Raw genomic sequence first — 16,075 nt, 5'->3', positions numbered from 1 at the left:
GTGCTGGATTGTTTGACTTCTTCGAGAGGACACCAACCATGAATCGTGGATTGCTTGCCGGCGCGGTCGCAGCGCTTGTTTCGACATCGGTCTTCGCGCAGGCGAAAGAGGTGACCATCGGTTATCAGGACATGGTGGTGCCTTATCGCATGGCGCAGGAAGCCAAGGCCCTCGAAGCAGCGACCGGCTACAAGATCAACTGGAAGCAGTTCGGTGGTGGCGGCGAGGTGATCAAGGCGATGGCCTCTGGCGCGGTACAGGTGGGCGAAGTGGGCTCTGCCGGCATTGCGGCAGCAGTGTCGCGCGGCGAACCGCTGGAACTGTTCTGGATTCTCGATGACATCGGCGACGCCGAGGCGCTGGTGGCGAGGAAAGGTTCCGGCATCGCCAAAGTGGCCGATCTGAAGGGCAAGCGCATCGCGATGCCCTTCAACTCCACCACCCACTTCCACACCATGGTGGCGCTGGATCAGGCCAAGATCAATCCCGCTGACGTGAAGATCCTCAACATGCGGCCGCCGGAAGTGCGTGCTGCCTGGCAGCGCGGCGACATCGACGCCACCTTCATCTGGGACCCTGTGCTGGCTGAGGCCAAGAAGGATGGCGCGGTGGTGATCACCTCCGGCCAGATCACGGCCGCTACCGGCAAGGCCACCTTTGACGGCTACGTCGCCAACAAGGACTGGGCCAAGGCCAATCGCGACTTCATGATCAAGTTCGTCAAGGTGATGGCCGACGCGGATGCGAAATATCGCGATGGGGGCAAGAACTGGAAGGCCGATGGCGCTGAGGTGAAGGCAATCGCCAAGTGGTCGGGCTCCAAACCGGAAGATGTCCCTGCGGCCATTGCACTCTACAAGTTTCCGAGTGCGAAAGAGCAGGCGACCCGTTGGCTGGGCGGCGGCAAGGCGGCGATCGCCGCCAAAGCGCTGGCAGCCACGGCTGAATTTCAGCTCTCGCAAAAGCAGATCGAGAAGACCTTGTCGGACTATTCGGCAGTCGTCAACGCCAGCTACGCGGCCGAGGTGGCGAAGTAGTCGTCGACCGCGAGGCCTGAACCCGGTGTCGACACTCGAGATCAGCAACCTCAGCGTCAACTACGCAGGAACCAACGGACAGGGCACGCTGGCGCTATCCGGCGTCAACCTCAGCATGAAGCCGGGCGACTTTGTCGTCGCGCTTGGCGCCTCCGGCTGCGGCAAGACCACCTTGCTGTCCTGTATCGCCGGCTTCATGCCGCCCTCCAGCGGGCAGATTCTGCTGGGCGGGCAGCCTGTGCTCGGCCCCGGCGCCGAACGCGGCGTGGTGTTTCAGAAGCACGCGCTGATGCCGTGGCTTTCGGTGCTGGAGAACGTTGAATTCGGCTTGCGCATGCGCGGCATGGCGAAAGCCGAGCGGCGTGCCATCGCCATGGACAAACTGCGCCTCGTGCAACTCGAAAAGTATGCTGACTACCCGATCTACCAGATCTCCGGGGGCATGCAGCAGCGCGCCGGCGTGGCGCGGGCGCTGGCGAGCGATCCTGCTGTGATGCTGATGGACGAGCCGCTGGGCGCTCTCGATGCGTTGACCCGCGCGCACATCCAGGACCTGATCGTGAACCTCTGGTGGCAGACGAAGAAGATGTTTTTCTTCATCACTCACAGCGTCGAGGAGGCGCTGTTTCTCGCCACCGAGCTGATCGTGATGACGCCGTCGCCGGGCCGCATTGCTCACCGCTTTCAACCGCCTTTCTCGAAGCAGTTCATCGACTGCCAGGATTCGCGGGCGGTGAAGTCGTCGCCCGCCTTCATCGACATGCGCGAGGAAGTGCTGGCGCTGATCCACGCGTCACCGGGGGCTGACGATGGCCAGTGACCCGCGCGGCACCGCGCCGCCAACCGTCCGCGCGGTGAAGGGCTACAGCCTGCCCGGCGAGGGCAGCAGTGTGGTCATCAGCGTGGTCACGGTGGTGCTCCTGCTGGCGTTTTGGTGGCTCGCTACCCATCTCGGCTGGATCAGGGATCTGTTTTTGCCGACGCCGGAGAAGATTTTCAGCGCCTTCGTGAGCGCCATGAAAGGCGACATTCAGGGCGGCAAGGCGCTGCCGGAGCACTTCATGTGGAGCATGATCCGCGTGTTCTCGGCGTTCTTCCTTGCCGTGCTGACGGCGGTGCCGGTCGGTGTGGCAATGGGCGTGTCGCGCGTGATGCGCGGCATTTTCGATCCGCCGATCGAGTTTTACCGGCCGCTGCCGCCGCTCGCGTACCTGCCGCTGATCGTGATCTGGTTCGGCATCGACGAGACGGCCAAGATCATCCTGATTTACCTGGCCTGCTTCGCGCCACTGGCAATGGCAGCGCGGGCCGGCGTGAAGTCGGTCACTATCGAGCAGATCAATGCGGCTTACTCGATGGGCGCGTCGAAGTGGCAGGTAATCTGGCATGTCATCGTGCCTGCGGCGCTGCCGGAAATTCTCACCGGTATGCGCATCGCCATTGGTTTCGGCTGGACCACGCTGGTTGCAGCGGAAATGGTCGCAGCGACCGAGGGGTTGGGGCAGATGGTGCTCAACGCGTCAAACTTCCTGCGCACCGACATCGTGATCATGGGCATCATCGTGATTGGTGTGGTCGCTTACCTGTTTGACCTCCTGATGCGCCGCATCGAGCAGTGGCTAGTGCCGTGGAAGGGGCGCGTGTAGCACTTCGGCGGGAATCAGCTTTTCTCCAGAATGCCCGTGTGAACTGGGCTCAGTGGCCAAAAAAGCAGGATATCGACTTTCGTCGAATACGGCCTTCGGCCCTTGTCTCTTGGTCATTTAGCCAAAAAGATGAAAGACTGGCACAAGGAAAAAAGGCTCCCGCAGGAGCCTTTTCGTGCGGTTGCAGCCCGCGATCAGTCGCTGCTGCTGAGACCCAGCAGACTCAGCAAGTTGCTGAAAATATTGAACAAATTGACGTAGATCGACAGCGTCGCCGTGATGTAGTTGGTCTCGCCGCCAGTGATGATCTGGTTCAGGTCGTACACCGTCCACGCCGAAAACAGGCCGATGAACAACACCGAGCAGGTGATCATCAGCGCCGGCATCTGGAACACGATGCCTCCGATGGCCGCAAGCAGGATCACGCAGAAGCCGATCCACAGGAACTTGCCCATGCCGGACAGCGAGGTTTTGATGCTCGATGCGATGGCCGCCATGCCGGCAAAGATCAGTGCGGTGCCACCGAACGCGTAGGCGATCAGTGTGGCGCCATCCTTGAGCACCAGGATGCGGCCGAGCAGTACCGACAGCCAGAAGCCCATGAAGAACGTGAACGCCAGCAGCACCGCCACACCGGCGCCGGAATTCTTGGTGCGCTCAATGCCGAAGCCAAATGCCATCACGGCACCCATCAGGATCACGAAGTTGAGCCACCAGGCGCCAAAGCCCTTGAAGCCAAGCGTCACGCCCAGCGCCGCGCCGGCGATGGTGGGCAACAGCGAGATCGCCAGCAGCAGATAGGTGTTGCGCAGAACGCGGTTTTGCGATGCGGCGACGAAATCGCCGGAAGCGATGGGGGTTACGTTGTCACTGCTCAAGTGAGCCTCCAGGGCAATAAGTCCAGAACGCCCGTAATGTAGGGCAAAGTTTCTGCGTATCAACCGGGAAATCACGCAGAATTGGTCATTTACAAACGAAAAAACAAAAAAAGCAAGCACAAAAACGAAATTTGTGGCATTCTTTCGATCACGTGGATGAACGTCACTGCGTATAGAAGCGTTTTTCCTCGCCCTGGCGAGTTTCCTGGTTCCCGAGTGTGTGGGCTGCTTTTCGAGCGGCTGCGATACTGACGAGTCCTTGAAATCCGCGTTTTTTGTTAGTCAAGGATAGATTTACACACTATGGGTAATCGTTTGTTTGTGGGCAATATCAGCTTCCGCGCTACGCCGGATATGATTCGCTCGGAATTCGCCACTTTTGGCGAAGTGTCGGATGTTCACCTGCCGATGGACCGCGAAACCGGTCGTATGCGCGGGTTTGCCTTCGTCACGATGGCAACTGACGCGGCTGCACAAGCCGCGATCGCAGGCATGAACGGCAAGTCGATCGAAGGTCGTCCGCTGGTCGTCAATGAAGCGCGTCCGGCTCCGGCCGGCGATCGTCCGCCGCGCGGTCCTGGTGGCGGCGGTGGTTTCCGCGGTCCGCGTACCGGCGGTGGCGGCTACGGCGGTGGTGGCGGTGGCGGTGGCCGTGGCGGCTACGGCGGTGGCAACTACTAATCGTTGCTGTCTGCAACGTGAAAAAGCCGGGTTCGCCCGGCTTTTTTGTTTTTTGGCGAGGACTTTGTGATGTACGAACGCAGATCAGAGTTGACCGGAGGCCACAATCTTCGACGACTGCTGGCCCTCACCGCAGCCGCGCTGATTACGGTGGCGAGCGCGGCTGCCCAATCTACCCTGTCAAATGCGGTTTCAGGTCGCGCCACGGCGACGGTGGTCGCCGAACGGCTCGATCACCCCTGGTCGCTCGCCTTTCTGCCTGGCGACGGCCCGCTGCGCATGCTGGTAACCGAACGGGCTGGCCGCCTGCGTGTGGTCACCGCTGACGGCAAGGTCAGCGCGCCGATTGCCGGCGTGCCATCGGTGCACGCCGTGAATCAGGGCGGACTGCTCGACGTAGCCGTAGCGCCGGACTTCGCGCAGAGTCGCCGGCTTTATCTCTCGTTCGCGCAGGCGGTGGAAGGCGGTGCCCGCACGGCAGTGGTCAGTGCGCGGCTCGCCGATATGGCACTGACGGAGGTGAAACTGATTTTTGCGCAGGCCGATATCGTTGCTGGTGGGCATCACTTTGGCTCGCGGATTGCCATTGCACGCGATGGTTCGCTTTATGTCACCACCGGTGAACGCTACGTCGCAAAAGATCGCGCCCAGGCCCTCGACTCGCACTTGGGCAAAGTCATTCGCATCAATCCCGACGGCAGCGTTCCGAAGGACAATCCGTTTGTCGGGAAGACCGGCGCCAAGCCGGAAATCTGGAGCTATGGCCACCGCAATTTGCAGGGCGCAGCCATCCATCCGGTCACCGGCAAATTGTGGACGCATGAGCACGGCCCCAAAGGGGGGGACGAGATCAACATCCCGGCGGCTGGCAAGAACTATGGCTGGCCGGTTGTCGGCTACGGTATCGACTATTCCGGACAAAAGTTGCATGACAGCACCGGCAAGGCAGGCATGGAGCCGCCCGTTCACTACTGGGTGCCGTCGATTGCGCCGTCGGGCATGGCCTTCTACACGGCCGACCGGTTTCCAGCGTGGAAAGGTTCGCTGTTTGTCGGCGCCCTTGCCGGCCAGCATCTGGCTCGTCTCACACTTGACGGCGAACGCGTGGTGGCTGAAGAGCGACTGCTCGGTGAACGCAATGAGCGCATCCGCGATGTGCGGCAGGGACCTGATGGCTACCTGTACGTCCTGACTGACGAACGCAATGGCAAGATACTGCGCGTTTCACCCTAACCGGGTTTGACGCCGTCGCCTTGCAGCGAGTCGCGCTGCGCCAGCGTCGGGAACCAGCGTAGCCACGCCAGTGCGACCGCGACCGTTCCCAGCCCACCAACAACGACCGAGCCGACCGGTCCGAGCCAGGCTGCGGTGGCGCCGGACTCAAACTCGCCCAACTGGTTGCTGGCGCCGATAAATACCGAGTTCACCGCACTGACGCGCCCACGCATGTCGTCGGGCGTTTCCAGCTGCACCAGCGTCTGCCGGATCACCACGCTCACCATATCTGCCGCACCGGTGATGGCCAATGCGATCAACGAGAGCAGGAAATTGGTCGAGACGCCGAACACCACGGTAGCGATACCAAACACGGCCACGGCAGCAAGCAACCGTTTACCCACGCCCTGCGATACGGGCCATCGTGTCAGCGCAATTGACATCATCAGGGCGCCGACTGCCGGAGCCCCGCGCAACAACCCCAACCCCCACGCGCCGACATGCAGAATGTCGCGGGCGAACATGGGCAGCAGCGCAGTAGCGCCACCGAGCAGCACCGCAAAAAGGTCAAGCGAAATGGCGCCCAGCAGCAGTTTGCGCTCAAAGATAAAGCGCACGCCAGCCAGCAGCGTAGCCATGCTCGGTCGCTCGCTGCGGGGTGGCGAGTGTTCGTAACGGAGGCATAACGCCAGCACCATCCCCAGCGCGAAAAGCAGCGCGCAGGTGCCGTACACCGCTGCCGCGCCCGCCACGTAGATCACACCACCAACCGCTGGCCCGGCGATGACTGCTGCCTGCAGGCCGGAAGCGCTGAAGGCCATCGCTCGCGGCAACAGCTGCGTCGGTACCAGCAGGGCGATCAACGCCTGCTGGGCTGGCATCTGGAAGGCGCGGGCGACGCCCAGCAGCACTGACACGGCAAGCAGCAAATCCCGCGACAGCAATTGCGCGGGAAGGGACGGCGTTCCGGCGTCGCGTTCAAACTGGTAACTCGCCACCGCCAGCATTCCGGCAGCCACCAGTTGCACGACCAGACAGACGGCCACAATGCGCGCCCGGTTAACCCGATCCGCCACATAGCCCGCGACCAGTGTCAGCAGCAGCGCCGGCAGAAACTGGTAGAGCCCGACCAGTCCGAGATCCCAGGCGCTGCCGGTCAGCTCATACATCTGCCAGCCCACCGCCACCATCAACATCTGGTTGGCAGCCGTGCCCGCCAGCCGGGTGGTCCAGAACTGCACGAAGGTGCGCTGGCGCAGCAGGTCAGAAAAACGGTAGTCGGGCATCTCCCGCAGAGCATAGCAAGGCTGTCCGCGTGCAGGACGCCGACGCGCAGTTGCGATAGGCTTCACTTCATGCCGCACGGAAAATCCGCGTCGCTGACGGTGGCGACTTACAACATTCACAAGGGCTTTTCGCACTTCAACCGCCGCATTGTGGTGCACGATATGCGGGAGCGCCTGCGCATGATGGGGGCCGACATCGTCTTCCTGCAGGAGGTTGTCGGCCACAACACGAAGCATGTCGAACGGCATGAGGCCTGGCCCGATGCACCCCAGCATGAGTTTCTGGCGGAGACACAATGGCCGGCCGCTGCCTACGCTGGCAACGCAGTCTACGAAGACGGTCACCACGGCAACGCAATCCTGTCGCGTTTCCCGATGATTCGCTGCGATCATGAGGACATTTCCACCAATCGTTTCGAGCAGCGCGGGCTGCTGCACGCTGAGATCGAGATTCCCGGTTGGCCAGCGAACCTGCACTGTGTCTGTGTGCATCTGGGTCTGTTCGGCCGCTCCCGGCGCAAACAGGTGGAAGCCGTCTGCGCACGCATCAATACGCTGGTACCCAAGGATGCGCCGTTGATCCTCGCTGGCGATTTCAACGACTGGCGGCATCGCGCTGGTGATCCCCTCGGGGAAATCGGTGCCCACGAAGTATTCGAGACGACCCGCGGGCGTCCGGCTCGCAGTTTTCCGGCGCGCCTGCCCATCCTGCGACTGGATCGCATTTATGTGCGTGGCTTTCACGTTCAGAGCGCCCAGGTCCATCGCGGTCGCGACTGGTCCCGGCTGTCCGATCATGCGCCGCTGGCGGCCAATCTGGTGCTGGCGTGAGGCCGTACCACCACGGCAACCATGTACGCCTGCTGCAGTGCGGTGGCGAGTACTTTCCGGCGCTGGAACGGGCGATTGATTCAGCGCAGCGCGAGGTGCGGCTTGAAACTTACATCTTTGCCGACGACGCCACGGGTCGCCGCATCGCCGAGGCGATGGCGCGTGCCGTGGCACGTGGCGTGGCGGTGCGCGTGGTGCACGACGGCTTTGGCTCGGCAAGTCACATCGGGCAGGTCGGTGACTGGATGCGCGGGCAGGGCATCGAGGTGGCGGTGTTTCGCCCGGAGACCTCGTGGAACAAGCTGCGTCGTTCGCGCCTGCGCCGCCTGCACCGCAAGCTGGCGATGGTCGACGGCCGTATCGCCTTCGTCGGCGGCATCAACATCATCGATGACCTCAACATGCCGGAGCCGAGGTCGCCGCGCTTCGACTACGCCGTGTGTGTGGAAGGCCCGCTGCTGGAACCCATTCACAAGGCGATGTGCGAGCTGTGGTCGCGGCTTCATCAGCACGGCATTGACCATTTGCGTGCGGCGATTGCTGCCTTTCCACCGGTTGCCAATGCCGTCGGAGACCATCACGCCTGGTTCGCTTTCCGTGACAACGTGCAGCACCGGCGTGACATCGAACGTGAGTACCTCACTGCCATCCTCGCGGCGAAAAGCGACATCCTGATCGCCAACGCCTACTTCTTTCCCGGGCGCCGTTTCCGCCGCGCCCTGCTACGCGCCCGTCGTCGGGGGGTGCGGGTGCGGCTGCTGCTTCAGGGGCGACAGGAGTACCTGCTGCAGCACTATGCCACGCGTGCGTTGTACGGAACGCTGCTCGACGCCGGCGTTGAACTCTACGAATACCGCCCGAGCTTCCTGCACGCCAAGGTGGCGGTGGTCGACGACGACTGGGCGACGGTAGGTTCCTCCAATATCGACCCTTTCAGCCTGCTGCTGGCGCGAGAGGCGAATGTGTTTGTGCGCAATGCCGAATTTGCCGGCCAGCTGCTGCACAGCCTGGAAACGGCGATTCGCAACGACTCCGTCGCCATTCACCGCGCGCGGTGGAGCAACCGGCCCATTCTCGACCGGATTTTGACCTGGGTGCTCTACGGTGTCGCCCGCGGCCTGATGAGTGTTCTTGGTTACGGGCGGCATTAAGCCGTCATCCGCAGTCCTGTTGTCGCTGATCGACAGAATATCCGGACAGCGGCGGCTCAAGCGCACGTGTGCATGGCGCTCTGGCGAGGGCTTCCTATAATCAAAAGATGTCAGAAATTGCGTCCACGGATACTGAACCGCCGCAACAGAGAACGATCCAGTCCGTTCGCCTTGCCGGTTTCAGTTCGCGGGATCGCGAACTGCTCCGACTGTTTTTGCGGCGACCACCCGGGGCCGGCGTTAGCCTCACCGTAGTTGACGACGACGGCGATCTGCTGATTGCCAACGCCTTGTTGCCGGATGGCGCGACTGCGTTGAGCGGATGGTCTGGTCCCTGCCCGGCGATTGGCATCGTTGAACGCTTCGAAAGCGATGCGCCGTTCTATCAGGTGGCGCAGGATGGTCAGATGCTGTTCTCCCTCGCCCAGGCGATCAACCGCATTCGCAGCGGCTGGATGCCGCCGGGGCCGACGTCCGCATCGGTCGGCGCCGTTGGCGCAGCAAACGAGGTCGAAAGTGATGTTGCCGGCGTAGCGACGGTGGACGACCCGGACGCGACAAGCGATGCACCGGCGCCCGCATCCGCCAATTCGACCCCTGAGCCCGCGCCACCTGCCAAACCGGCCAACGCTGACTCCGCTGCGTTGGCTGCCATCACTGCCAGCGCCGGCTTGCCCTGGCAGCGGGCGCTGAATGTTCTGGTGATCGACGACTCGCATTTCTCGCGGGAAGCCATCTCAGCTGCTCTGGTCAAGGTGGGCTTTGCCGTTGATACTGCCGATGGTGGTGAGACGGGGCTGCGCAAGGCGGCAGACAAGGTTTACGACGTCGCGCTGGTGGACTTCGAGATGCCGGGTATGCGTGGCCCCGAGGTCCTGCGCAAATTGCGGGCGCTCGGCGCACAGTGCCCCTCGGTGCTGATCATGCTCACCTCGCGCACCGGTGCTGTCGATCGCCTGCGCGCCAAATTCGCCGGCTGTGACGCTTATCTCACCAAGCCGACGCGCATGCAGGAATTCCTCAACACCTTGCGCGAATTCGCGATCGCCGGAAAACTGTCGCGCCCGTGAGCAGGCGCCACCCCACAGTGCCACCCGGCGACCCGCTGCCGCCCGGCGCGCCGCGCCCCAACCCCATCCGCTTGCTGGTGCCCTACCTGGCCCAGTACAAGGCCCGCATCGCGGTGGCGATGACCTGCCTGCTGCTGGCCAAGGTCGCACACGTGACAGTGCCGATGGTGCTGAAGTGGATCGTCGATGACCTGAGTGCTGCAAGCATTGGCAAGGCGGTTGTCGTGGTGCCGTTCTTGTTGTTGCTGGCTTACGGTCTGGCGCGGTTTTCGGTCACGCTGCTGACCGAACTGCGCGAGTTCTTTTTCGCCAAGGTGACGCAGCGGGCCGTCCGCCGCATCGCGCTGGAGACATTTGAACATTTGCACCGGCTGTCGCTGCGTTTTCATCTGGCGCGGCAGACTGGTGGCCTGACCCGCGACATCGAGCGTGGCACACGCGGCATCACCTCGCTGATGAGCTTTGTGCTGTTCTCCATTCTGCCAACGCTGGTGGAGTTTGCGCTGGTTTGCGGCGTGCTGGCGTGGAACTATGACTGGACGTTTGTCACCATCACCCTGATCACGCTGGTGGGCTACATCGCCTACACCATCTTTGTCACCGAATGGCGCACCACCTTTCGCAAGGAGATGAATGAGCTCGACTCGAAAGCCAATTCAAAGGCGATCGACAGTCTGCTCAACTACGAAACGGTCAAATACTTCGGCAACGAACGCTTCGAGGCAGACCGCTATGACGAGAGCCTGCAACGCTGGGAGCGGGCGGCCGTTCGCTCACAAACTTCGCTGTCGCTGCTCAACCTCGGGCAAAGCCTGTTCATCGCTGCTGGCGCCACGCTGGTGATGTGGCGGGCGATTGAGGGCGTTATCGCCGGTCGCATGACGGTGGGTGATCTGGTGCTGGTCAATGCCTTCCTGATCCAGCTCTACGTCCCGCTCAACTTTCTGGGTGTCATCTATCGCGAAATTCGGCAATCGATGACCGACATGGGGCGCATGTTCAGCCTGATGGCCGAGCATCAGGAAGTTGCCGATCGCCCCGGTGCGGTAGCGCTCGGTGCCGATGCGCCACCGGCAGGCGATGTGGTGTTCGACAACGTGCACTTTTCCTATGAGAGTGATCGCAGCATCCTGCACGGCGTCAACTTTCACGTGCCAGCCGGGCAAACGTTTGCCGTGGTTGGCCCCAGCGGGGGTGGCAAGAGCACGCTGGCGCGGCTGCTGTTCCGCTTCTATGACGTCACTGTCGGCAGCATTCGCGTTGACGGGCGCGACATTCGCGACTACACCCAAGCCAGTCTGCGAGCCGCCATCGGCATTGTCCCGCAGGACACCGTGCTGTTCAACGATACGCTCGGCTACAACCTGAGTTACGGCATGCCGTCAGCGAGCGAGGCCCAGTTGCAGGCGGCGATTCGCGCGGCGCGACTCGACGACTTCATTGCCCGGCTGCCCAAGGGGCTGGAAACGACAGTGGGCGAACGCGGCCTGAAACTCTCTGGTGGCGAAAAGCAGCGGGTAGCAATTGCCCGAGCGCTACTCAAGAACCCCGCCATCCTGATCTTCGACGAGGCGACATCGGCGCTCGATTCCGAAAGCGAAAAGGCGATTCAGGCCGAGATCCGCGCGGTCAGCCGTGAGCGCACCACATTGATCATTGCTCACCGGCTGTCCACCATTGTCGACGCCGACTGCATATTGGTCATGGATACAGGTGGCATCGCCGAGCGTGGTACGCACGCCGAACTGCTTGCCGCACAAGGGCTCTACGCACGCCTTTGGGCGCTGCAGGCCGAGCACGCCGGCGTCTGAACAAACCCCGGAATTCGACGTTCGTCGCATTCCGCGCGGTGGCAGCGAGGCAGCACGCATAATCGGCGAAATCAGCCTCAGCGCTTCACTCTGCATACCATCATGGTGTTGTCACTCTCTTCGCCTTTCCGTCCGTTTGCTGCTGCTTGCCTGTTGCTGGCTGCTTCGCTCGCTGCACAACCTGTGCCGATGGCGGCCCCTCCCGCTGCCGCGTTTGACGTCGGCCCGGTGGTGGAAGGCATCAGCGAATACACGCTGAAGTCCAACGGGCTTCGGGTACTGCTGTTTCCCGACGCCTCCAATCCGAAGGTCACTGTCAACATCACCTATCTCGTCGGTTCCCGGCACGAGGGCTATGGCGAGACTGGTATGGCGCATCTGCTCGAGCACATGCTGTTCAAGTCAACGCCGAAATACCCGAAACTCTGGCAGGACATGGCCAATCGTGGTTTCATCAACAACGGCACCACCTGGCTTGATCGCACCAACTACTACGAGAGCTTTGCCGCCAGTGACGACAACCTGAAGTGGGCGCTGGAGATGGAGGCCGATCGCATGGTCCACTCCAACATCCTGCGCGAAGAGCTCGACACCGAAATGACGGTGGTCCGCAACGAGTTCGAGATGGGTGAAAACCGGCCACAGTGGGCGCTGTACCAGAAGGTTTTTGCCACGGCGTTCATGTGGCACAACTACGGCAATTCCACCATCGGCAACCGCAGCGATATCGAAAACGTCGGTATCGATAATCTGCGCGCCTTCTACCGCACTTACTATCAGCCGGACAACGCCGTGCTGCTGGTGGCGGGCAAGATTGACAGCGCCAAGACGCTGGCCTGGATTGCTGACTACTTCGGCAAGGTGGCCCGCCCGACTCGGAAATTGCCCAAACTGTGGACAGTCGAGCCCACCCAGGACGGCGAGCGCGAAGTGACCGTGCGCCGGGTTGGCGACAGCCAGATCCTGTTCCCGGCCTACCGTGTCCCCGCCGCTGCCCACCCCGATGCGGCGGCGATCCAGGTGCTGATGGCACTGATGACGTCCGAGCCGGCAGGGCGGCTCTACCAAGCGTTGGTCAAATCGAAACTGGCGGTATCGGTTGATAACGAAAGCGACCTCATGTTCGACCCGACGCTGGTCGGCTTCTGGGTCACGTTGAACAAATCGCAATCAGTTGATAAAGCGCGCGAGGCAATGCTCGCCACCATTGAATCGGCAACGCGCAAACCGTTTACCCAGGCCGAGCTCGACCGCGTGAAGTTGCAATACGCCAAGAGTTACGACCAGACGATCGCCGACAGCGGGCGTTTCGCCGTTGCCTTGTCGGAGGCGGTAGCGATTGGCGACTGGCGTTTCTACTTCTACCAGCGTGACCGTATTGGCAAGGTCACACTGGCCGATGTCGAGCGGGTCGCCAAGGCCTATTTCAAGCCACAGAACCGCACGCTGGGCCGCTTCCTCGCCACTGACAAACCTGATCGCGCCGAAATGCCGCCGGCGCCGGAACTTGGCACCCTGCTCGCCGGCTATCGCGGCGATGACAGCATGGCCGACGGCGAAGCCTTTGAACCGAGTGCGGCAAACATCGACAAGCGCAGCGAGCGCTTCACGCTGGCCAACGGCATGAAGGTGGTGTTGCTGCCGAAGAAAACGCGCGGCGGTACCGTGCAGCTCGCGATCCGCATCGGCTACGGCGACGAAAAGTCACGCGCCGGCAAGTCGGCTGTTGACGAGCTGGCCAGCGCGCTCTTGATGCGTGGCGCGCAAGGGCTGGACCGCCAGCAGATCCGCGACCGTCTCGACGCGCTCCGCGCCAGCGGCGGCCTCGGTCTTGGCGGCGGCTCGTTCCAGACCAAGAAAGCACACGTCAACGATCTCATCGCTTTCATCGCACAGACCTACCGCACGGCGACCTTCCCCGCTGACGAGCTGGAGCTGGTTCGCAAGGAAGCCATCACTGCCCTGGAAGAATCCGCCAAGGATCCGGAGAGCGTTGCCTTTACTGCGATGGAGCGTCACTTTTCGCATTACCCGCGTGGCGATGTTCGCTATGTGCCAACGGTGGCTGAACACATTGCCGAGCTCAAGGCGGTCACCCGCGAACAAGTGCTGCGTTACGCCGCCGCGATGCGCGGGTTGTCGGCCGCCGAGATCGCAATCGTTGGCGATTTCGACACCGCAAGCGTCAAGACCGCACTGGCTGCTGCGTTCGGCGGCAGCAAACTACCAGCACCGTTCACCCGGGTCAATCGCGAGCATCGCTCCGTGGTTGCCAAGGTCGAGAAGATCGCCACTCCGGACAAGGAAAACGCCACGTTTGTGGCGCGTGTCGCCTTCCCGTTGCAGGACAAGGCCGCAGACTACCCGGCGCTGGTGCTGGCGGATTTCATTGTTGGCGGGTCCGCAGGTGCGCGGTTGTTTCAGCGCGTGCGTGAAAAGGAGGGTCTGAGCTACGACGTCTTCAGTACGCTCGCGGTACCGACCTTCTCGAATGCAGCGAGCTGGACGTTCGGCTACATCGCCAATCCGCAAAACGCAGCCAGGGCCGAAGCCGCGCTGAAGGACGAGCTGCAGAAGCTGCTGGCCGGCAACGCGCTCACCGACGAGGAGTTCAACGCCCAGCGTCAGTCACTGCTCGACCAGCGGCTGGTACGCCGCTCGCAGGACGCCACGCTGGCGGCGCAGCTGGTGACGCTGGCTGACGCTGATCGCACGTTCACTTTCGTCGCCGACCTCGAGGGTCGTATCGCCAGGCTCACCCGTGCCGATTTCGATGCCACGCTGCGCAAGTATCTGCGCATGCCCGAGCTGTCGTCGTTTGTTGCTGGGGATTTCTCGAAGGTTAAGTAACCTGAACAGTTGCCAGGGCCTGTTCACACTATTTTCGCGAGTGCGGCGGTCGTATTTTCGATGCACGGTTAGGCGCGAAGGCCGCCGTGGTGCGGGCACCACAAGGGCTTCGCAACAACACCGGGCGCGAAAATACGACACGCCCCGAAGGGTTGCCACGAGACGGCGCGTCTGCTGCGTCGCCCTGCTTGGCCGTGGAGCCACCACGACCGGCGCAGTGCTCCTTGCATCCATCGCCGTCTCGTGACAACGCATCTCGCGAAAATAGTGTGAACAGGCCCTAGCCCGCGCGCAGGGCATCCACGATTTCCATGCGCGCGGCACGAACGCTGGGCAGAAAGCCGCCGATGACGCCCATCACCAACGAAAACACCGTGGATTGCACCACGATCGCCGGCGTCAGGTGAAAACCGAACGAAAGCTGCGAGAACGACGCGAAATTCAGTGTCGACACCGTGAAAAGCTGCAGGAAGGACGCAAAGGCCAGACCCACGGCGCCGCCGAGTAGCGCCAGCAGCATCGATTCGAGAAGAAAGGCCGAGAGGATTGACGTGCGCCGAAATCCCAGCGCGCGCAGCGTGCCGATTTCGCCGATACGGTTCGACACGGCGGCGTACATGGTGATCGCGGCGCCGATGATGGCGCCGATCGAGAAGATCAGCGACAGCGCGAGACCCAGAATGGAGAGAAAGGTCGATAGCGCCTTGCTCTGCTCCTCGTAGAAAAGAGGCTCGATCTTGACGTCCAGCTTCAACCGGACATCAGTCTCGATATCTGCCTTCAGACGTTCGTACTGGCCGCGGTCCGTCATTCGCGCAATCACGCTGGAGTAGCCAAAGCGACGGAACGCCTGACCGAGCTGTTCGACGTCCCCCCACGCCTCCGAGTCAAAGCCTGAGGCACCGCCATCGAAGACGCCCACGATTCGCCAGTCGCGCCCGGCGAAGCGGGTGCTCTGGCCGAGTTCCATGCCTTCGAAGCCGGTGTTGACGCTGCGGCCGACCACGATTTCGCTCGCCCCCGGCTGGTACCAGCGGCCTTCAATCAACTTCACCTGCGGCCGCAGGCTGATACCGGCCACCGTGAGGCCGCGCACGATCACGTTCTGCGGCTTGGTGTCACCTTTTTTCGGTGCTCCGATCAGCACCACGATTTCCTTCGACACCATTGGCTCGCCGCGCTGGTCGCGCGCCACTGCGGGATTGGTCTCCACCAGTGCCGCCTGCTCGCGGCTGACGCCGCTCTGGATTTCGGTCTGCACGCCCTGGCGCAGCAGGATCACATTGTCGGCGCTGCCGGTGGCGACCAGGGTCTTGCGCAAACCCGCGTCGAGCATCAGAACGGCAGCGAACACGAACACCACCAGCGCCATGCCGCCAGCGGTCAGGGCGGTGGTCAGGCGCCGTGTCCACAGGTTGCGCAGGATGTAGCTGAAGGGGATTTTCATGGGTTGCAGCTACGCGACGTGGCGCAGGCCATCCACGATGCGGATGCGGGCCGAGCGGATCGCCGGGAGGATGGCTGCCAGCACGCCCACGAAGATCACCGCACCAAGCTGCCACCAGAGCGTCTCCTGCGACAGCCGGAACACCGGGAAGATGGTGCCGATCAGGCTCTTG

13 protein-coding genes are annotated in these 16,075 nt (G+C 62.3%); 10 read left to right on the top strand and 3 right to left on the bottom strand.

What is annotated here, in order from left to right:
* Positions 1-38: 38 nt before the first annotated feature.
* The 3 genes from tauA to FKL89_RS17400 are packed head-to-tail and all read left to right on the top strand — an operon-like array spanning position 39 to position 2,683.
* Complete coding sequence (gene tauA, locus FKL89_RS17410) at positions 39-1,037, top strand: taurine ABC transporter substrate-binding protein (RefSeq protein WP_156864000.1); 999 nt, start codon at positions 39-41, stop codon at positions 1,035-1,037.
* Between the two features lie 25 nt (positions 1,038-1,062).
* The gene (locus tag FKL89_RS17405) at positions 1,063-1,857 is read left to right on the top strand and encodes a taurine ABC transporter ATP-binding protein (RefSeq protein WP_156863999.1); all 795 of its coding nucleotides are present in this window, start codon (positions 1,063-1,065) and stop codon (positions 1,855-1,857) included.
* The gene (locus tag FKL89_RS17400) at positions 1,847-2,683 is read left to right on the top strand and encodes an ABC transporter permease subunit (RefSeq protein WP_156863998.1); all 837 of its coding nucleotides are present in this window, start codon (positions 1,847-1,849) and stop codon (positions 2,681-2,683) included. Before FKL89_RS17405 ends, FKL89_RS17400 begins: the two co-directional genes overlap by 11 nt.
* Positions 2,684-2,877: 194 nt before the next feature.
* On the opposite strand, the gene FKL89_RS17395 is transcribed toward FKL89_RS17400, so the two are convergent.
* Positions 2,878-3,561 (bottom strand): Bax inhibitor-1 family protein, encoded by a 684-nt coding sequence (locus FKL89_RS17395; protein WP_156863997.1) that lies wholly within the window; start codon positions 3,559-3,561, stop codon positions 2,878-2,880.
* A 303-nt stretch (positions 3,562-3,864) separates the two neighbouring features.
* Between FKL89_RS17395 and FKL89_RS17390 the strand changes: the two genes are divergently transcribed.
* Both FKL89_RS17390 and FKL89_RS17385 read left to right on the top strand, forming a co-directional pair.
* Entirely contained in the window at positions 3,865-4,242 is a 378-nt protein-coding gene (locus tag FKL89_RS17390; RefSeq protein WP_156863996.1) for an RNA recognition motif domain-containing protein, read from the top strand.
* Between the two features lie 69 nt (positions 4,243-4,311).
* The gene (locus FKL89_RS17385; protein WP_156863995.1) at positions 4,312-5,475 is read left to right on the top strand and encodes a PQQ-dependent sugar dehydrogenase; all 1,164 of its coding nucleotides are present in this window, start codon (positions 4,312-4,314) and stop codon (positions 5,473-5,475) included.
* On the opposite strand, the gene FKL89_RS17380 is transcribed toward FKL89_RS17385, so the two are convergent.
* Positions 5,472-6,743, bottom strand: a complete 1,272-nt coding sequence (locus tag FKL89_RS17380; RefSeq protein ID WP_156863994.1) for an MFS transporter — start codon at positions 6,741-6,743, stop codon at positions 5,472-5,474. The genes FKL89_RS17385 and FKL89_RS17380 overlap by 4 nt on opposite strands.
* A 69-nt stretch (positions 6,744-6,812) precedes the next feature.
* Here FKL89_RS17380 and FKL89_RS17375 point away from each other — a divergent pair, with 69 nt between their 5' ends.
* From FKL89_RS17375 to FKL89_RS17355, 5 genes are all read left to right on the top strand, one after another.
* Entirely contained in the window at positions 6,813-7,574 is a 762-nt protein-coding gene (locus tag FKL89_RS17375; protein WP_156863993.1) for an endonuclease/exonuclease/phosphatase family protein, read from the top strand.
* Entirely contained in the window at positions 7,571-8,725 is a 1,155-nt protein-coding gene (gene clsB / locus FKL89_RS17370; RefSeq protein WP_156863992.1) for a cardiolipin synthase ClsB, read from the top strand. Before FKL89_RS17375 ends, clsB begins: the two co-directional genes overlap by 4 nt.
* 107 nt (positions 8,726-8,832) lie before the next feature.
* Positions 8,833-9,795, top strand: coding sequence for a response regulator transcription factor (locus tag FKL89_RS17365; RefSeq protein WP_156863991.1), 963 nt, complete (start codon positions 8,833-8,835; stop codon positions 9,793-9,795).
* Complete coding sequence (locus FKL89_RS17360; RefSeq protein ID WP_420361129.1) at positions 9,792-11,606, top strand: ABCB family ABC transporter ATP-binding protein/permease; 1,815 nt, start codon at positions 9,792-9,794, stop codon at positions 11,604-11,606. Before FKL89_RS17365 ends, FKL89_RS17360 begins: the two co-directional genes overlap by 4 nt.
* Before the next feature lie 189 nt (positions 11,607-11,795).
* Positions 11,796-14,456, top strand: coding sequence for a M16 family metallopeptidase (locus FKL89_RS17355; protein ID WP_162527567.1), 2,661 nt, complete (start codon positions 11,796-11,798; stop codon positions 14,454-14,456).
* Between the two features lie 280 nt (positions 14,457-14,736).
* Here FKL89_RS17355 and FKL89_RS17350 read toward each other — a convergent pair whose 3' ends face one another.
* The gene (locus FKL89_RS17350; protein ID WP_156863989.1) at positions 14,737-15,903 is read right to left on the bottom strand and encodes an ABC transporter permease; all 1,167 of its coding nucleotides are present in this window, start codon (positions 15,901-15,903) and stop codon (positions 14,737-14,739) included.
* Between the last annotated feature and the right edge of the window lie 172 nt (positions 15,904-16,075).

The organism is Casimicrobium huifangae (assembly GCF_009746125.1).
Classification (GTDB): Bacteria; Pseudomonadota; Gammaproteobacteria; order Burkholderiales; family Casimicrobiaceae; genus Casimicrobium; species Casimicrobium huifangae.
The sequence above is the reverse complement of the archived record's forward strand: the minus strand, read 5'-3'. Positions and strand labels throughout refer to the sequence as shown.